Source organism: Maridesulfovibrio sp. FT414 (assembly GCF_050916235.1).
Classification (GTDB): domain Bacteria; phylum Desulfobacterota; class Desulfovibrionia; order Desulfovibrionales; family Desulfovibrionaceae; genus Maridesulfovibrio.
In genome coordinates this window covers 3,058,203-3,072,514 of record NZ_CP104854.1, presented here as the reverse complement: position 1 = coordinate 3,072,514, position 14,312 = coordinate 3,058,203, and the positions used below count along the sequence as shown (strand labels likewise).

10 protein-coding genes are annotated in these 14,312 nt (G+C 49.9%); 4 read left to right on the top strand and 6 right to left on the bottom strand.

Annotated elements, in window-relative coordinates; all coding sequences use genetic code 11:
• Positions 1-183: 183 nt before the first annotated feature.
• Together N7E73_RS13580 and N7E73_RS13575 are read right to left on the bottom strand one after the other, a co-directional pair.
• Positions 184-2,274, bottom strand: a complete 2,091-nt coding sequence (locus N7E73_RS13580) for a methyl-accepting chemotaxis protein (protein ID WP_432735406.1) — start codon at positions 2,272-2,274, stop codon at positions 184-186.
• Between the two features lie 269 nt (positions 2,275-2,543).
• Positions 2,544-4,811, bottom strand: a complete 2,268-nt coding sequence (locus N7E73_RS13575) for an ATP-binding protein (RefSeq protein ID WP_432735405.1) — start codon at positions 4,809-4,811, stop codon at positions 2,544-2,546.
• A 237-nt stretch (positions 4,812-5,048) separates the two neighbouring features.
• Between N7E73_RS13575 and N7E73_RS13570 the strand changes: the two genes are divergently transcribed.
• Positions 5,049-6,131, top strand: a complete 1,083-nt coding sequence (locus N7E73_RS13570) for a hypothetical protein (RefSeq protein ID WP_432735404.1) — start codon at positions 5,049-5,051, stop codon at positions 6,129-6,131.
• A 100-nt stretch (positions 6,132-6,231) separates the two neighbouring features.
• Here the strand turns inward: N7E73_RS13570 and N7E73_RS13565 are convergent, their stop codons facing one another.
• Positions 6,232-6,696, bottom strand: coding sequence for an Lrp/AsnC family transcriptional regulator (locus N7E73_RS13565; protein WP_432735402.1), 465 nt, complete (start codon positions 6,694-6,696; stop codon positions 6,232-6,234).
• 231 nt (positions 6,697-6,927) lie between these two features.
• Here N7E73_RS13565 and N7E73_RS13560 point away from each other — a divergent pair, with 231 nt between their 5' ends.
• Together N7E73_RS13560 and tdh are read left to right on the top strand one after the other, a co-directional pair.
• Entirely contained in the window at positions 6,928-8,118 is a 1,191-nt protein-coding gene (locus N7E73_RS13560; RefSeq protein ID WP_432735401.1) for a glycine C-acetyltransferase, read from the top strand.
• A 218-nt stretch (positions 8,119-8,336) separates the two neighbouring features.
• Positions 8,337-9,371: an L-threonine 3-dehydrogenase gene (gene tdh / locus N7E73_RS13555; protein ID WP_432735400.1), complete on the top strand. Its 1,035-nt coding sequence runs from the start codon at positions 8,337-8,339 to the stop codon at positions 9,369-9,371.
• Positions 9,372-9,510: 139 nt separating this feature from the next.
• Here the strand turns inward: tdh and N7E73_RS13550 are convergent, their stop codons facing one another.
• Complete coding sequence (locus tag N7E73_RS13550; RefSeq protein ID WP_432735399.1) at positions 9,511-9,978, bottom strand: pyridoxamine 5'-phosphate oxidase family protein; 468 nt, start codon at positions 9,976-9,978, stop codon at positions 9,511-9,513.
• 393 nt (positions 9,979-10,371) lie between these two features.
• Positions 10,372-11,052 carry a trimeric intracellular cation channel family protein gene (locus tag N7E73_RS13545; RefSeq protein ID WP_432735397.1) on the bottom strand — a complete coding sequence of 227 codons (681 nt, stop codon included), beginning with the start codon at positions 11,050-11,052 and terminating at the stop codon, positions 10,372-10,374.
• A 257-nt stretch (positions 11,053-11,309) separates the two neighbouring features.
• Here N7E73_RS13545 and purU point away from each other — a divergent pair, with 257 nt between their 5' ends.
• A complete protein-coding gene (gene purU, locus N7E73_RS13540; RefSeq protein WP_432735396.1) occupies positions 11,310-12,179 on the top strand; it encodes a formyltetrahydrofolate deformylase in 870 nt (289 codons plus the stop codon).
• Positions 12,180-12,497: 318 nt separating this feature from the next.
• Here purU and N7E73_RS13535 read toward each other — a convergent pair whose 3' ends face one another.
• Positions 12,498-14,078, bottom strand: a complete 1,581-nt coding sequence (locus N7E73_RS13535) for a hypothetical protein (protein WP_432735395.1) — start codon at positions 14,076-14,078, stop codon at positions 12,498-12,500.
• Between the last annotated feature and the right edge of the window lie 234 nt (positions 14,079-14,312).

Genomic DNA, 14,312 nt, shown 5'->3' with positions numbered 1-14,312 from the left:
ACAAAAGCAACAACACAAACATATTGAACCTATAATCAAATACAATAAAAGCACACCAACGACATAATCATGTATTAACGTGAACACCAGCCTCAATACATTAAAAATGGTTATTCAGCATAAAGCAAAAAGCCGCCTCCCCGAACCGGGAAGGCGGCCAAAACTGCAAACTGCTTATATGTGCTATACGTTTTTCAGACTTTCAATGACAGCCTGAAGCTCCTCGGACAGACGGGACAGTTCATGAACAGCACGGGAAGACTCTTCCATGGCATGTGACGTGTCTGATGCAATCCGGTTGACTTCATCAGTATTGCGGTTGATCTCTTCCGATGCCGCGGACTGCTCCTCGGAGGCAGTTGCAATGGACCTGACCTGATCAGCAGTATCCTCAACAATTTTTACGATGGAAGACAGGGACTTCCCTGCATCGGAGGCATAGGTGGTGCTTGTCTCGACAATTCCTGCCGCCTTCTGCATATCCCCGATGCTGTTACGTGTTCCGCTCTGAATGGCCGAAACAACATCTCCAACCTCCTTGGTGGCATCCATGGTCTTTTCAGCCAGCTTGCGGACTTCATCAGCAACTACTGCGAACCCACGTCCGGCCTCTCCGGCCCTTGCGGCCTCAATGGCAGCGTTCAGAGCCAGCAGGTTGGTCTGGTCGGCAATATCGGTAATGACACTCATAACCTTACCGATACCCTCAGCCTGCATACCGAGACTTTCAAGCCCGGACGCCATATGCCCGGCGGCCTTGTGGACCTCGCCGATACTTGAAATAACGTTCTGAACTATCTTTCCGCCCTCTTCTGCCTGACGTCTGGCGCTGTCTGCGCTCTCCGCTGCCCTGGAGGCATTCTGCGCCACCTCGAATACCGAAGCATTCATCTCCTCCATTGCTGTGGCGGCTTCTGAGGTTCGAGCCCTCTGCATTTCAGCACCTGAACGGGACTGCTCTATCTGTGCGGACAATTCCTGTGCGGCGCTGGTAACCTGCATTACAATCTGGTCAAGATGCCCGGCGGCCTGAAGTATCCCTTCCCTCTTCGCCCGTTCTGCTTCACTGCGAGCCGTTTCGGCATCATCTAGAGCCTGACGAGCACGTTGAGTCTGCTCCTCGGCTTCCTTCCCCTTTTCTTCCGTTGTCTTCAAAAGCTCCACCAGACTTTCGACCATATTGGTCAATGCCTTCTGGAGGGTTCGCAGTTCTCCCGTGAACTGCGACTCGTTGAGGGAAAGATCGTACTTGCCATCAGCTACATCCTGAGCTGCTCCGACCAGTATCTGAATAGGGGTTGCAATTGACCGGGCAACAAGCCAACCCAGTACGCAAAGCAGCAACGCTAATCCAAGACCAATGAGGAAAGTATCCTTGAGGGTGGAATACGCGCCGGCCATAATCTCTTCCCGGTCGATCAGCAGGGCCAGCTTCCAGCCCAGCTCAGGAGAAGTATAGACACGGACAAAAACATCCTTGCCACCCACCTTCAGCTCGGTAAGTTCGTGGTCATACCCGGCGAGCGCCTTGATGCCTGCGTCCTCTATGTCTCCGGCCTTCTTGAACAGATAATCCGGGTGAGCGGGGTCGGACAGGATAGTTCCGTCACCTTCCATCAGCATAATATACCCGGTCTGGCCGATCTTGATTTCCGAAACCACATCGGTGAGAGTCGACAGGTTGATATCTATACCCACGACCCCTATGATCTTTCCGTCCTTGCGGATTTTGGACATGATACTGCTGACAGCCTTTCCGGTAGTGGACTGATAAGCCTTGCTGACCGAAGTATCTTCGGGGGCATCCAGAGCTTCCTTATACCAGGGACGCTTCCGCGGATCATATCCCTGCGGCATGGAATCCTCCGGATTCATATTGAATCCGCCGTCCTCCATCCCTGCGTAGACATAATCATAAGCCTTATGGCTATCCACGATCCTCCCGTAAAGATCAAACGCAGCCTTACCCTGAGCATCCATTACTGTACGCTCAATCTTCTTCAGTTGAGCATCATTCACGAAATTCGGGTTATGACCGAGAGACCCGTGAACCACCGGCTCAAGAGACAGGAACTTGGCGTTATCCCGGGCCTGCCTCATGAAATCCGCAATAAAATTGTCCACCTGTTTCAACTCGTTAAGCGAGGACTCGGAGAAAAAGGCTTCTGCCATGCCGGTCATCTTGAAATACGCAGTCGAAGACAGTCCGCCGATGGACAGTACTACAGCGACAAGCACCATCAGGATTAGCTTGTTTTTAATGGTAAGGTTCATAAGGCATCTCCAGAAATTTAGATTCACACCGGGCCACCACCGGCAAGCAACCGCTCACCCTCCCCCACAGAATTCATCCGACCCAGCAAATGCATAGTAATACAATTCTACCAATATTCCAATTCAACAACACTCTATTTCAAGAGACAATCCAAATTTATAACACACCTGCAATGCAGCTGTTGCACAAAAAAGTCCCTTCACCGTTTTATCGGAAAAGGGACTGTCTAAATTGCATTAAAATCATATCTGCTGAATCTTTAAATCTGTCAGGACACCGCCGGAAGCCTGATTATAAACTTGGACCCCTTGCCGGGTTCAGACTCCACAATGAACTCGCCTTCATGGTTACGGGTGATAATGAAATAGGATACGGAAAGACCGAGCCCTGTTCCGAGTCCCACCCGTTTTGTAGTATAGAATGGCTCAAAAACCCTCTTACGCACATCCTCAGGCATTCCCGGACCGTTATCCTCCACCTCGATCATAACATACTTGCCGTCCTTGCGTGTTCTCAAGGTCAAATTCGGGCGATCATCAACATATTCCTTGTCCGCCATGGCCTGTGCCGCGTTCTTGAATATATTGAGAAAGACCTGTTCTATTTCGGTCTCCGTTATGCTTATTGGAGGCAACCCCTGCTCATAATCGCGTCTGACTTCAATGGTTTTGAAATCATACTTTTTCTTGAGGTCGTAATCGTTTTCCGCAAGGCTGAGGGCTTTTTCCAGTATGCCCTTAACATTAACAACAGCTCTGGAGGATTCGCTCTTACGGCTGAATTCAAGCATGTTGCGCACAATTCTGGCCGCCCTGCGTCCTGCATCGCTGATCCCGCGGAGGTAACCGAGAATACCACGCCTCTCCATATACTCATGGACCTTATCCAGATCCAGCCCAAGTTCGGAAGCCACTTCAATATTCTTCTGCAGGGACGGGGAAAGCCTGCGCTCAGTGCCCTGCACCCCGGAAAGAACAGCACCCAGAGGGTTGTTGATCTCATGGGCCATACCAGCGGCCAGCCCGCCTACGGACATCATTTTTTCAGTCTGGATCATCATCTCTTCCAGACGGGACTTCATGGTGACATCATCAATCAGCAGAACTGCACCGCGTCCGTCCTCGCTTTCAAGGAGAGGATAGATTTTGATGTTCTTGTATTGTGCTTCCCCATCGTAATTAAAAGGAATTTTATTCTTTTCCTTTACCTCAAGCTGGCTCACGGATTCCATAATCAACCCCATCTCGCTTTCAAGCTGGGGGAAATAGTCAAGCAGGTGCTTTCCGCGGACTTCCTCGAACGGTTTTCCGGTCTCCTCCTCAGCAGAACGGTTCCACTGATTGATGCGAACCTGCTCATCAACGCCCACAAGGACGGTAGGCATGGAATCAATGGTGTTCTTCAGGAGATTACGCAGCCGGGCAAGTTCGTTCTCCGCCATGACCCTCTCGGTGGCATCCATGGCAATACCCAGATAAGACGATACCTGACCATCAGCATCCCTGACGATCATAGTACTGTCCTCTATCCAGTAAATTTTACCCGTAGAATCGATGATCCGGTACTTCTGTAGAAAATGGTCCACTCCGTGAGTGGTGTAATGGGCCACCTCTGCGCTTGCTCTCTCAATGTCATCCGGATGAATGACGTCGATATACTTCAGCCGGCCGGACAGAAAATCATCCGCACTGAAACCGAGCTGGGAAACGTTCTGGGAAACGAGCTCAACAGGCCATCCTTCCTCATTTCGCCATTTGAAAAGAACCACCGGACTCTTTTCAACAATCATGTTGGCTTCCTTAAGTGCTTCCTCCGCCTTTTTCCTCTCGGCAATATCTCGGATAAGGTTGAGGCGCATCTCATTGAAGGCCTGTGCCACCCTGTCGATTTCATCAGGTTTCCTGTTGCCCCCGCGCCTGTTCAGAACCAGCGCACGGTCAAGCTTGTTGATGTCCATCTCCTGGGCATACTCAGCCATGGCCTGCAAATGCCGGGTTACCATGTAGTGGATTATGATCAGAATAAACAGGGCCACCAGAAAGGTCTTAACGCCCTGTGTAAGCAGTACGACAAAAACTCGCAGACGCAACCGTTTGAAAACATTATCAAGTCCGGCAATGGCCCTCAACTGGCCCACTTCCACACTTTTGCCGTCAACAACATGGATAAGGGGGAAAGTACGTTCTATGACGTTACGTCCGTCAGGCACTGTACCGATGGACGCCACAGGGTCCACAGAACCGAAAGACATCTCTACAACCTCAAGGTAGCGCATACCGGGGAGCTTGAAAGCGCCTTCCAGCTGAATCTTGACGTGGTCGATATTGATATCCCAGAGGCTGGCCGCAATCGTGTTCAGATAACTCTGCTCAACCTGATCCATTCCTTTCTGGATTTCACCGACATCACTCCGGTATTCCATATAAAGCTGAACACTGGTTCCGATTATGGTAAAAAAGGAACTGCAGATCAGGATATAAACAAGAAGCCTGTAAGGCAGCACCTGGCCTTTGCGGATTCGAAAAAATTTCACCATAAGCTCCACCGGGGAATTTCCTTGATCAACATTAAGATTCAAAGTCAGTCAAACCTAACACAAGATAAAAAAAAATGCTAAGCTATTTAAGCTTAATCGAGATCGAATCCTCTTTACTTTTATATCAAAATAACCCAAGTCATACCAAGAGCCGAAACAATGGGAAGTTGATCAGTTTCGGTTATAAATACCAGTGGGATACTATCTTTCTCGCACGACATCCTGTAGAGCTGGGCAATGATATTCAGGCTGACAGAAAAACATTTCATTTATGCTTCAATTCTCGCGGTCCTGCTTTTTTTACAGGCAAGCCGGGGAGATTGTGCCGTATACACCCAGTATACGGACACCCGGCAGAACGGATCGGACAAAGTAGAAATACAGATTGAAGAAGACATACGTGAAGCAAGAATCAGCCCGCCGATACTGGCTCCAATCCCCTCTCGAAAGGATGTAACCCCGCATAAAGCCGACGAAGTTCCACCCTCCAGAGACCTGCTTGAAATCATCAGCAGGGTGAAGAACCAGACCATTCCCGACACGGAACCGCGAATCAGGGATAAAAAAGAAAAAGAGATTTCCAAAGAATCTCTGGAAATCATCAGGGCCGGAAAGAAACAGGCTGTTACTGCAGAAAACATCAAACCCTCTGCAGCACTTGAATCCGTACTTAAAGCCTACCGCAATGGCAGCCTTGAATATACCCACAGAACCCTGAATCCCGAAGACGCGCACGAGCATCTTTTTTACCACCAGCCCTATTCGGAAGTGGACCTGCAGTCCATTTTTGACATGACAGTGCTCATCAGCGGAAAGGATATATTCCTCTCACTGGGACTGACGCCGCTTGAACAAGACAGGAAGACCGAAGAGGAAAACAGGTCCAGCAGAATCAAGGATCTGCAGCAGACCATTGCAGCCATAAAAGTCAGTGACGCAAGAAAAGCCGCCGAGCAGAAACTCGGTGGACAAGAGCTGCAAAAGGACAGCACCAACGAGCGGGCCCTGATTAAACCGCGCAAGCTGATGGTCAAGCAGATCATGGACTTCTTCGGCATCAGACGCAGGGATGATGCGGGACGCAAATATGAAGAGATGGCCACGGCCTTCAGACTTTACAAGCAATGGGTGGATCGCTGGGAGCGAATGGACAAGTATGTAAAAAAACAAAAAGTCCAGCGCATTCAGCTCAACCGCTACAGAAGATCCGGAAAAGGATTCATCGACACAACCGACACGAATTTTCCCGCCGTGCAGACGGGAAAACAGCTTCAGATCAACCCCTACGCCAACGAAAAGATATATTTGCCCAACAAGTGATCAAGCTTGATGCCGCAAGAAATCTTTATCGCAAAGGGAATGGAAAAAGCAGACCGTCGGTATGGCCAGAGAACACTATGAATCCGGATTACAACAGTAATCAGATCTTTTTATGCTCGGCCCATTTGTTGATCGCATCCAGGAACATGAAAGTTTCTGTAGATTTAATACCGCCCACATTTGACAGATCGTCCACAAGAAACTGACGGAAAGCGTTTCTGGAAGAGACGAATACTTCCACCAGCAGGTCAAACCGACCGGACACGTTTATCACAGACTGAACTCCGCTGACCGCAGCAATCCTTTCCATAATATCCGTATTGGCACGTTCCTCAAGGTTGATGCCGACCATGGCGATAAGGCTGTTTTCAAAGTACAAGGGATTAACAGAAGCGGTAATGCGCAGGTAATCGTGCTTGATCATTCGCTCGGTGCGCAACCGGACAGTACCGTCGGAAACTCCCAGCTTGCGTGCGATATTTTTGTAAGACTCACGTCCATTCTGTTGTAATTCTTCAATAATCTTACTATCCACTTCATCAAGAACTAAAGGCCTCTCTTTCACGCGATATCTCCTTTTTTCAAAATGGCTTGTCTTTTTACCTGATAACGCAATATACATAGTGGTATAATGACAAATCCGTCAATCAGCTACTTTTTTTACCCCAAAATGGCTTTACTGCGCTGTTTTTACTCATTCCACAATTTTAAAGCACATAATTTTGCTTGACAACATTATTAATGTCGTTTTTTAAACAAAACGAAGTAACCTTATTTCCGTACGGGAGAAAAGTATATGCAAAATAATTTACTGAAGTCACTTTCGGAGCAGACCGAGGAGCTTAAGGCCGCCGGTCTTTACAAAGATGAAAGAATCATAACATCCCAGCAGCAGGCACAAATTTCCGTTGCCGGAGGTCAGGAAGTTCTCAACTTCTGCGCCAATAACTACCTCGGGCTGGCCAACAACCCCGAACTGATCGAGACCGCCAAGGCTGCTCTCGACAAGTACGGGTTCGGCCTTTCCTCCGTCCGCTTCATCTGCGGAACCCAGGATGTGCACAAGGAACTGGAAAAGAAAATCAGCGAGTTCCTTGGCACCGAAGACACCATACTCTACAGCTCCTGCTTTGATGCAAACGGCGGGCTGTTCGAAACCATTCTCGGCCCAGAAGACGCTGTCATCAGCGACGCACTCAACCATGCCTCCATCATTGACGGAGTAAGGCTCTGCAAGGCCAAAAGATTCCGTTACAAAAACAATGATATGGCCGACCTCGAAGAGCAGCTGAAAGCCGCTTCCGACTGCCGCTACCGCCTCATAGTCACTGACGGTGTTTTTTCCATGGACGGAATCATTGCCGACCTCAAAGCAGTGTGCGACCTTGCCGACAAATACGACGCACTTGTTATGGTTGACGATTCCCACGCAGTGGGCTTCATAGGAGAGAACGGACGCGGAACCCACGAGTACTGCGGAGTGATGGACCGGGTGGACATCATCACCGGCACCCTCGGCAAGGCACTCGGCGGTGCTTCCGGCGGATACACATCCGGCCGCAAGGAGATCATCCAGTGGCTGCGCCAGAGATCCCGCCCCTATCTGTTCTCCAACACCCTTGCACCGGTCATCGCCTCCACCTCCATCGCAGTGCTCGACATGATCGACAGCAAGCCTGAACTGCGTGACCGCCTTAAGGAAAACAGCCGCATCTTCCGCACCCGCATGAGCGAAGCAGGATTCGAACTTGTTCCCGGCAACCACCCCATCATCCCGGTCATGCTCGGAGACGCAGTGCTGGCCCAGAAGATGGCTGCAGGGCTGCTCAAGGAAGGCATCTACGTCATCGGCTTCAGCTTCCCGGTTGTTCCCAAAGGAGCTGCCCGCATCAGAACCCAGATGTCTGCCGGACATACTCCAGAGCAGGTCAACAAGGCCGTGGACGCTTTCATCAAGGTCGGACGCGAACTTGGGGTCATCAAGTAGCAATTAGTGATTTATTTACAGAGACTTCGGCGGTCCTGCAGAACGGCTTCTGATGCGAGTTGCGCTTTTAACCGTTTGATGTCGCCGCTGGCAGCCATAGGGGATTAGTCCCTTTGGAATCTCTGTTAAGTATCGTTGAATGCTCTGGCTGATAAGCCGCAGGAATGAAACAATAAGCCTGAAAAGAACAGGCGTACAAATATATAAAAGAGACTACCATGAAGACAATGAAAGCTCTGGTTAAAAGCAAAGCCGAAGAAGGCATCTGGATGGAAGAAGTTCCCGTACCCGAGTGCGGACATAACGATGTTCTCATCAAGGTAAAGAAAACCGCCATCTGCGGAACCGACATCCACATCTACAACTGGGATAAATGGGCTCAGCAGACCATTCCCGTACCCATGGTTGTAGGGCACGAATTCGTCGGCACCATCGAAAAGATGGGCGGTGAAGTTCAGGGGCTGGCCCTAGGCGACCGCGTTTCCGCTGAAGGACACGTAACCTGCGGGCACTGCCGCAACTGCCGCGCCGGTAAAAGACACCTCTGCCGCAACACCATCGGCGTAGGCGTGAACCGCCCGGGCTGCTTTGCCGAATACATCTGTGTTCCGGCCTCCAACGTGTTCAAGCTTACCGACGCCATTTCCGATGACGTGGCTTCCATTCTTGACCCGCTGGGCAACGCAGCTCACACAGCCCTCTCCTTCGACCTCGTAGGAGAAGACGTTCTTATCACCGGTGCAGGCCCCATCGGTATGATGGCTGTTGCCATTGCAAGGCACGCCGGAGCACGCCACGTAGTCATCACCGACCTCAACGACTACCGTCTCGAAATCGCATCCAGACTCGGGGCTACCCGCACCGTAAACGTCGGCAAGGAAAAACTTGCTGATGTCATGAACGAACTGAAGATGACCGAAGGCTTCGACGTAGGTCTCGAAATGTCCGGCAGCCCCCACGCCTTCAATGACATGCTCGATAAGATGAACCACGGCGGCAACATCGCCCTGCTCGGTATCCTGCCCGAAGGGACCGCCATCAACTGGAACATGGTCGTATTCAAGGGCCTCAAGCTCAAAGGCATCTACGGTCGCGAGATGTTCGAAACCTGGTACAAAATGGCCTCCATGCTCCAGTCCAATCTGGACATCACCCCGGCCATCACCCACCACTACAAGATCGACGACTTCCAGAAAGGCTTCGACGTAATGCGCTCCGGACAGTCCGGAAAAGTCATCCTCGACTGGGCATAATCGCTTGATTTTCGGGCATGCCTCCGGCGGCACAACTTGTGCTTCGCGGCAGACTTGATTAAGTTTCACATAGAAAAACGGCAGGCATGACATATCGTCATCCTGCCGTTTTATGTTTTAGACCTTCCAGCAAGCGCGACTACTTCAGCCGCCCCTTTGCGGTAGCGTGCTCAATGTTGATTTTGAACACACGCGTCTTGTCAATATCGTTCCTGATATACTTTTCCCCGGCCGGGACATGTTCCGGAGAAAGACGGTGTACCAGCGCAAGAAGGGATTCCCTCTTCTCTTCCCCGGCAACCTCTTCGGCTTGGCCGAAAACCACAACACTCCTGAACCTGATACTGAATTGTGAAGGCAGAAGCTCCGTGTCCACATAAACACAAAAGGAAACTTTTGGGTTGAAGGCGATATTCTCAAGCTTGTGGCCGGTCAAAGCGCAATGGAAATAGATCGCTCCGTCATGAAAGACATAATTGAGGGGAACTGCGTAAGGATAACCGTCCGCTCCGACTGTTGCCAGCACGCCTTCCTCACCGGCCCGCAAAATATCTTCCACAGACCCTTCCGATAAAATCTTCTTCGTATTCTGAATATCTCTGAACATGTGACTCTCCGTGTAGTTTATTACTGATTTCCGAAAGACTAACGCACAACACGGGCAACCGGAAGAAACAAAATCAGACAAAAAAACCGGTACAGAACAGAGAATCCCGATAAAGCCGCCGGACATTCAAAGGACTGAACGCAAAAAGACCGCGATGTTAAACATCACGGTCTTCTAATCGTCCATACTGTCAGATCAAAACATGCAGTAAGTTTTTTCAAATGGGACTGAAATTCACGCCCTATTTTCAAGAGATGCTGTTAGATAGACTCTGAAAAACCGGCTTTGCCGATAAAACTTCAGCCCCAAAACCAGTCGGGATTCCAGAGGAAGGCAGGAAATTTGGCCGACGACGGCGAAACCAGATCGTCAACAGCGCACAACGCATCGGAATCAGCAACGTGGTCCGCCGGAAATGTCCAGGCCTTGCTCAGCCCGCCCGATACGCACAAATTCACCCGGAGGGCCCAGCCGAATTCCGTGAACTATCGTAACTCCGCGCAGCATGAGCGTTGCAACAAACCCTGAGGCCATTGCGACTTCGGGTTGTTCGCCAAGCTGAAGCATTCCCACGTTCACAAAAGCTCCTACAAGAGCCGCCACAGCGTATATTTCTCCGCACAGGATCATGGGACGCGCACCTATGAGGAGGTCGCGGATAACCCCGCCACCGGTAGCTGTCATCATCCCCATGAACACGGCAATAGTCCAGGGTACCTGCATCTGCAGTGCCACGGTACTCCCGGTAACGGCGAAGGCACTCAGCCCCAGCGCATCAAACCAGACACTTGCCCGGTAGCGGTCAGTCACGTTGAATCGCCAGAAGTAGGTCAGCAACGTGGCTGCTATGCACAGATAGAGTTCAAGCGGTTCCCGGGTCCACCAGACCGGTCGGTCCAGCAGGACATCGCGCAGCGACCCGCCACCGAGACCGGTAATGGTCCCGACAAGCACGTAACCGACAATATCCATGCGCCGCCTGCCGGCTGCAAGCGCCCCGCTGACCGCAAAAACAATATCCCCGAAGTACATGAAACCGTTTATTGCGTTTTGCACAATCGCGCCATTCATCATAGATTTCAGGTCTCCTTAAAATGGCCGGACAATTTTTTTGAAGCCGGACCATCTTTTCATTATTTTTAAAAACGAGACCAATTAAATTCACATTGCGTAATTGTAAAGTCAAATTATGATGAAATGAAAACTTTTCTGCTATATTTTTTGATACATCCAAAATATGACACCACACGGGTCAGCTTGCCTGTATTCATCCTACCTGCTAAAAGATTTCCTTTTTTCGAAACAGAACATTATATATACAGAGTAACGTTATGACATCATCTAGAGAATCAACGGCATACCTTACCGTAACCTGTAAGGACAGACCCGGAATCGTCGCAGCGGTTTCCGGATTTCTGTTCTCAAAGAACGCCAACATCATCCATTCCGACCAGCATTCCAGTGATCCTGTCGGCGGGCGTTTCTTCCTCAGAATGAAATTTCACCTGAACGGAATTGAGAGCAGTCTTGAAGAATTCAGAAATGAATTTACAGAAAAGGTCGCTAAGAAATTCGACATGGACTGGAACGTCAATCCGGCCTGGATCAGAAAAAAAACTGCAATTCTGGTTTCCAAGTTCGACCATGCACTCATGGACCTGCTCTGGAGAGCCAAGCGCGACGAGCTTTTCACCACTATCACCATGGTCATCAGCAACCACCCGGACCTGCGCGAGGCTGTTGAATCCTTCGGCGTCCCCTTCCACCATGTTCCAGCCGAAAAGGGCAGGAAAGAGGAAACAGAGGACTGCATCCTCAAACTGCTGGACGGTAATGCCGATCTGGTGATCCTTGCCCGTTACATGCAGATTCTGTCCCCCAAGCTGATCGATGCGTACCCGAACCGCATCATCAACATCCACCATTCATTCCTGCCCGCCTTTGTCGGCGCCGACCCATACCGCAGGGCCGGAGAACGAGGGGTCAAGCTCATCGGGGCCACTGCACACTACGTGACCGAAGAGCTGGATCAGGGCCCCATCATCGAGCAGGACGTAATTCGTGTTTCACATCGCCATGACGTGGACGAACTCAAAATTCTCGGACGCGACATCGAACGGCAGGTACTCAGCCGAGCCGTAAAATGGCACCTTACCGAACGGGTGCTGGTAGACGGCAACAAGACTGTCGTGTTCATCTAAACGCCACTGTAAAAGCAAAGAGCCCCCCAATATCCTCAAGGATATTGGGGGGGCTCTATTAATAACATTCAAAAATTCTATTCTTTTAATCCATAAAAAGAACTCAGATAATCTGCACGGCCAGTTTAAAGACTTTTTGCCCTTCTTGGCTTCCCATTTTGCAGCATTCGCCACAGAAAATTAACCATATCAAGCAAATACTCTCACATGCTAAAGGCGAAGCCCCGCTGAAAAAGTTTTTGGAAGAGTCCAGAGAAACTTTTTTTCAAAAAAGTTTCTTTGGCCCTCGGAGAGCCCGCCGGGAGGCATCCAGAAAAACTATCTGCTCCCCGCCTGCAACTTCTTGGCAAGCTGCTCGTCAGTCTGCTCACCGATACCGAAACGCATAAGCAGCTCATTGAGCTTGCCTCGAATATCCTTGGTGGCTTTTGCTACAGCCTGCAGACTGATGAACACCAGAAATTCGACCTTGAAATCACCATTATCGAATAGCGTGAGGATTGCTTTGGCCAATTGTCTTTCAAGAGCCAGAAGCTGTATTTCCTTGATCAGATCCTGCGGAGTGTTGTGCTTAAAAATCAGCCAGTTCGGATTACCTGGATCCTTGAGCCAAAGCCGGGACATCCTGATTCTGGTCATCCCGATCTCGTTGAGGGCTGTGACACTCTTAGTAGCAGCACGCCTGCGCTTCAGAACCCTCAATTGCAATTTACTCTCATCGCCGCTCATCTTCTTTTTAAGCAGCGCGGAAAAACTGGCCTCTGTCAGGTAAAAGAAAAGTTTATCCAGCGCCTCAACACCGAACTGACGCAGGTAAAGGGATATAATCTTTTCATCTCTGTTGGTGTAAGTCTTGAGGCCCAGCAGAAAATCACGGACCACTATATCAAGTGTAAGGCTTGCACCGATAGCGCATGCACAGATTTGATCCTGGGCGAACTGGAGCTTACGCGCAAGTTCAGCTTCCATCTCCGTGACATCGGCCTCATGGACGGACTCGCGCAACTGCTTCAACGCGTTGTCATAATCACTGCGGAATTTGGCAGTGGCCGGATCAATGCATACAATCCGCGCGATACGCTCAATATTCTCGTTGCTCATCCCTTCACTGCGGATGAACGCCCCTCCGTCAATCAGGGCCTTGTAGGTCATTGCCAGGACGTTTGCAGAGTCCTCATCCTCAGCCACCTTTTCGAAGGTGGCCTGAATTCTGGTCTTGTCAATGGGAGGAATTTCCGACGCAAGCTTGCCCGTTACTTCATCAAAAGGAAATCTTAGAATCAGGTAGCTCTTGTCCCGGGTCAGGGTATACTTTTCCTCCGCTACCATGGTCTGAAGCGAAGATTCTACCTCAGAGGTAATAAACTGCTCAATCAGGGATCGCCAGAAATCCCGATCCAGCTCGAATTGTTCAAGCAGTGCGTTGTATTTTTTGAGCGCAGGTTCACCAAAATGACGCAGAGTCACTTCCTCGAAATTGTCCGAGATAAGACAGGAGGCGTAAACAACTCCCTGCACAGTCTTTATGAGCAGCGTTTCGGCGTTGATGATTCTGGAACGGATATTTTCCAGAACATCCTTATCCTTGCCATCCTTGAGCTTGCTGAAGCGCCCAAGCATAAGGATAAATTCACTCAATGTCTTCTTGATGAATTCATGGGCGGGCAGGTCGATGGAACGATGGCAGAGCAAAGCAATAATACCGCTCTGCTGCTTTTCGAGCAGCGGAAATTCATTAATGCGGCTATTGTTGTACTTGATGAATTCAAGGAAAACTTCACGCTCAAGCACTTCGCGCAACGTACTGCGCTCCTTGAGCCTGCCCAGAATCTCCAGATAAAATTCAATGCGCTTGTCTTTATCAGGAACCTGTGCATTTCCCTGCAACGCTTCACTCATGAAATATCCATCCTGCCTAACTGATTATTTGCATGAAAATGTCTCAATTTTGCCATATTAGTCAAGCAGTTTGCTTTTTTACAAAGGATAAAGTGCGGCAATGGCTGCCATGCCGCAGGTATTATCATTAGCATAGGGCATCTTTTTTGCTACAAGTATCTTAAATAATGTTTTAATGACTTGCCGGAGAATACACGCCTGCGGCCATGCCGAGATAAGCCAATACAAACGCTA